The organism is Aliivibrio finisterrensis, assembly GCF_008933155.1.
In the GTDB taxonomy this organism is placed as follows: Bacteria; Pseudomonadota; Gammaproteobacteria; order Enterobacterales; family Vibrionaceae; genus Aliivibrio; species Aliivibrio finisterrensis.
On sequence record NZ_WBVP01000046.1, the window covers coordinates 1 to 3,401 of the forward strand.

A 3,401-nucleotide genomic window follows, 5' to 3' on the forward strand; every position below is an offset into this window, starting at 1 on the left:
TTTTTAAGGAGCAGTATTATGGATATCATTCTTTATAGTGCGATTGGGTCGAATAGTTCGGAGCGAGTGGAATGGGCCCTGAATTATAAATCACTTCCATATAAACGAATTGAAGTTTCTAGTCATGAACTATCAACGACTTACCTTAAAATTAACCCATTTGGTTATGTTCCTACTATTTCAATTAATGGCATCTTAATCAGTGAATCAATGGCAATAATTGAGTGCTTGGAAGAGCATCATCCTAAAAATACGCTTTTTGGGCAAACTTGGGCTGAAAGAGCAGCTATTCGTGAAGCCTGTGAATATATAAATTCTAGTATCCACGCTCCTCAAAATAGAACGGTATTAAAAGCTTTTCGTCCTGAATTAACTGAAAATGAAAAACGGGAACTTCGAGGTTCTTGGATCGTACAATGCTTAACTAAATTGTCCCCTAAACTCTGGAATACCTCGAATTTTGCTATTGGTAGCAGTTTCTCAGCCGCTGATATTTTTGTAGCTTCAATTTATAAGAAATCATGTCAACACGGCGCGGTTAGGCTGGAAGATTACGATAAATATTTAAATTGGCTGAGTGGGCAAGAACAAATATTAGCCTCTGAGCCTAAAATATAACAAATGCATCAACACGATTTGCTACACTCGGCATTCTAGATTTCTTTGGGTTTATCGCATTAAGTGGTAAATTTGAGCTTAATCTGCATAGTAGCAAACGTGTTATGCAGGCGTTGTGCGTACTGAGTCCGAAATTTTTTGTACGGTTCATCAATAGAATCGCGGCTTTCGTAGTTTCGGCTTAGTAAGCGTCCTTTTCTTCTTTGTTGCCTTTTGGTTTTCGTATCATCAAGTTCGGCAAATTAGCCATTATTTCCATAAGTTCAGGCGTTTCAGAGGCTATTTTACGCTTCAATTGTTCTTTGGTTATGCCTCATTTTAGTTTGCATCAGTGTTTTGCTCGCAGTATTTCCAATCCCAATTGTGGTTAGGATATTTGGTTTTTCAGTTCCAAACTAGCTGAAGCCAAACCGTTCAAATGGTGTAAGAAATGTATCTGTTTTCCATTTACTTCATCTCGCAATTTAAGAACATTTTGTTCGCTTAATCGGCATCGGTAAATTAGGATCAGAGCTTAGAAAATCTTGGCAGGGCAGTTCTTTACCAAGTGGGCCAATCCGAAAGTAAGCACGCACAACAATCGCATCAACACGATTTATTACACTCGGCGTTCTGGGTTTGCCTTGGGTTCTGCGATTAAGGCGGTTAATTCAGGTTGGTTTGCATGGTAATAAACGTGTTATGCAAGCGTTATGTGTTTGGAGGGAAAATGAAGTTATTCGAAGGCATAAAAAGAGATAAAACGAATGCTGATATTGGTTGGATGACAAGTAAGTCAGAAGCTTATCAGTATGGGTATTTAAGGGCAGCAGAAAAGTTATCTCAGGATTTTGGGCAATTAGATGTGAGAGATAAAGATTCACTTATTTTTCCTATTGTATTTTTGTATCGTCAACATATCGAGCTTTCTCTAAAATCAATTATTCGTATACTGGATCATAGATTTGGTAATACAAGGACTGATCGCATACTTGAAAGGCATAAGATATTAGATTTATGGGATGAGGCAACAGATCTATATGGAGCGTATCTTAATCAAAAGCAGCCTAAATTAGTATTTACAAATCCCTCGCTAGTAAAAGAGCGAGGAATAGTAAATGAATTTAACAAGGTAGATGAAGACTCATTTTCTTTTCGTTATTCAACTGATAAACAAGGAAATGAACTACTTGATGGAATTTCATATATCAGTTTAAATAATTTTCAAGAGCAGATAGCATCGGTTAACAAAGCTATAAAGGATATTTTTGAAACACTTTATCATGCTGAAAATTAACACATAACAAATGCATCAACACGATTTGCTACATTCGGCATTCTAGGTTTCTTTGGGTTTTCCGTATTAAGTGGTAAATTTAGGCTTAATTTGCATAGTAGCAAACGTGTTATGCAGGCGTTACACGAACTAAAGATTGCAGTTTTTTGGCTCAGTTCGGCGATAGAACCATTCGATTTCTAGATGTGAAAGTAAGGTGGTTTCTCTTCTTCTTTGTTGCCTTTTAGTTTTCATTTCATCAGGTTCGGCAATTGACCATTATTGCCAAAAGTTCATGGATTTCAGAAGCTACTTCACGCTTCAATTGTTCATGGTTTTGCCTCATTTTATTCTGCATCAGTGCTTTGCTCTCAGTATTTTCAATCCCAATTGTGGCGAGGATATTTGGTTTATCAGCTTAAAACTTGCTGAAACCAGATCGTACAAATGGCGTAAGAAAAAGGGATTGTTTCGTTTCACAGTTATTGCCGTTGAAATGATATTTTGCTCGCTAAATTGAGCCAGTCTAATTAAACTTAGTTTACAGTAAATCTTGGTAAATCAGTTCTTTACCAATTAAAGCGAAGCGTTGACAAAGATCGTGTAACAAATGCATCAACACGATTTGTTACATTCGGCGTTGTCGGTTTGCCTTTAGTTTCAGTGATTAAGGCAGTAAAATTCAGCTAGGCCTGTATCGTAGCAAACGTGTTATGCAGGCGTTATGCGAATAAAGACCTAACTTGTAGATAGGCCTTCTATAACTTATTTGAATCGGTAGTTAAGCCCAATACTCATGCTGTCTTCATCAATGTTATCTTGACTAGATTTCATTCCAAATGAGTGATTATAGTTACTTATTAATTGAAAATTAGTATTAATGTTGTACCCAACGGATGCTCCTAGCATAGGACCAAAGTCTGATTCGTTGTAGTGATTATCTTTATATCTAGAGTAAGTTGCTCCGACTTCTGGCGCAATAAAGAAGTTTGATTGCTGTATATTAAATGGTTTTTCAATAGCAAGAGTATAATTATCATAATCAGCATCATGATTGGAAAGTGTGGCTGCTGTTCCTTTAATATTTCCCCAATCTTGCTCGGCGGCGGCTTGGAATTTAATACCATCCATATTTGTATTGTGACTACCTATTTTGACATTTCCATGCTCATAGCTTCCCCCTAGGTAGGCTTGTGCGCTTTGAGCAATTGATAATCCTGGGGCTAAAGAAAATACGCAGATAGTAAGTAATGTAATCTTTTTCATGCAGTGCTCCTTATTTATCGTCTGCTCCATCTTATAAAAAACACTGTTCATTAATAGTGTTTTTTATGTAATGTTAGGTTTCGTAATTAATTCGAACATTTTTAACATGAAGAGGTCGTTAGTTGGTCATTGGTGGTTAGTATATTCGCATAACAAATGAATCAACACGATTTGCTACATTCGGCATTCTAGGTTTCTTTGAGTTTACCGTATTAAGTGGTAAATTTGGCTTAGTTTGCATGGCAGCAAACGTGTTATGCAG

The 3,401-nt window shown here is 36.7% G+C and carries 3 protein-coding genes; 2 read left to right on the forward strand and 1 reads right to left on the reverse strand.

Annotated features, from left to right (window positions below):
• Positions 1-18: 18 nt before the first annotated feature.
• The gene (locus tag F8B77_RS17165; protein ID WP_151656872.1) at positions 19-618 is read left to right on the forward strand and encodes a glutathione S-transferase family protein; all 600 of its coding nucleotides are present in this window, start codon (positions 19-21) and stop codon (positions 616-618) included.
• Positions 619-1,327: 709 nt separating this feature from the next.
• The gene (locus F8B77_RS17175; protein ID WP_151656874.1) at positions 1,328-1,894 is read left to right on the forward strand and encodes a hypothetical protein; all 567 of its coding nucleotides are present in this window, start codon (positions 1,328-1,330) and stop codon (positions 1,892-1,894) included.
• Between the two features lie 744 nt (positions 1,895-2,638).
• On the opposite strand, the gene F8B77_RS17190 is transcribed toward F8B77_RS17175, so the two are convergent.
• Positions 2,639-3,139 carry an outer membrane beta-barrel protein gene (locus F8B77_RS17190; RefSeq protein WP_151656876.1) on the reverse strand — a complete coding sequence of 167 codons (501 nt, stop codon included), beginning with the start codon at positions 3,137-3,139 and terminating at the stop codon, positions 2,639-2,641.
• Positions 3,140-3,401 lie beyond the last annotated feature (262 nt).

What these genes read in the sequence shown, in the direction of transcription:
- F8B77_RS17165 (WP_151656872.1), top strand. Translation starts at nt 19, where the DNA reads ATGGATATCATTCTTTATAGTGCGATTGGGTCGAATAGTTCGGAGCGA.
- F8B77_RS17190 (WP_151656876.1), bottom strand. Translation starts at nt 3,139, where the DNA reads ATGAAAAAGATTACATTACTTACTATCTGCGTATTTTCTTTAGCCCCA.
- F8B77_RS17175 (WP_151656874.1), top strand. Translation starts at nt 1,328, where the DNA reads ATGAAGTTATTCGAAGGCATAAAAAGAGATAAAACGAATGCTGATATT.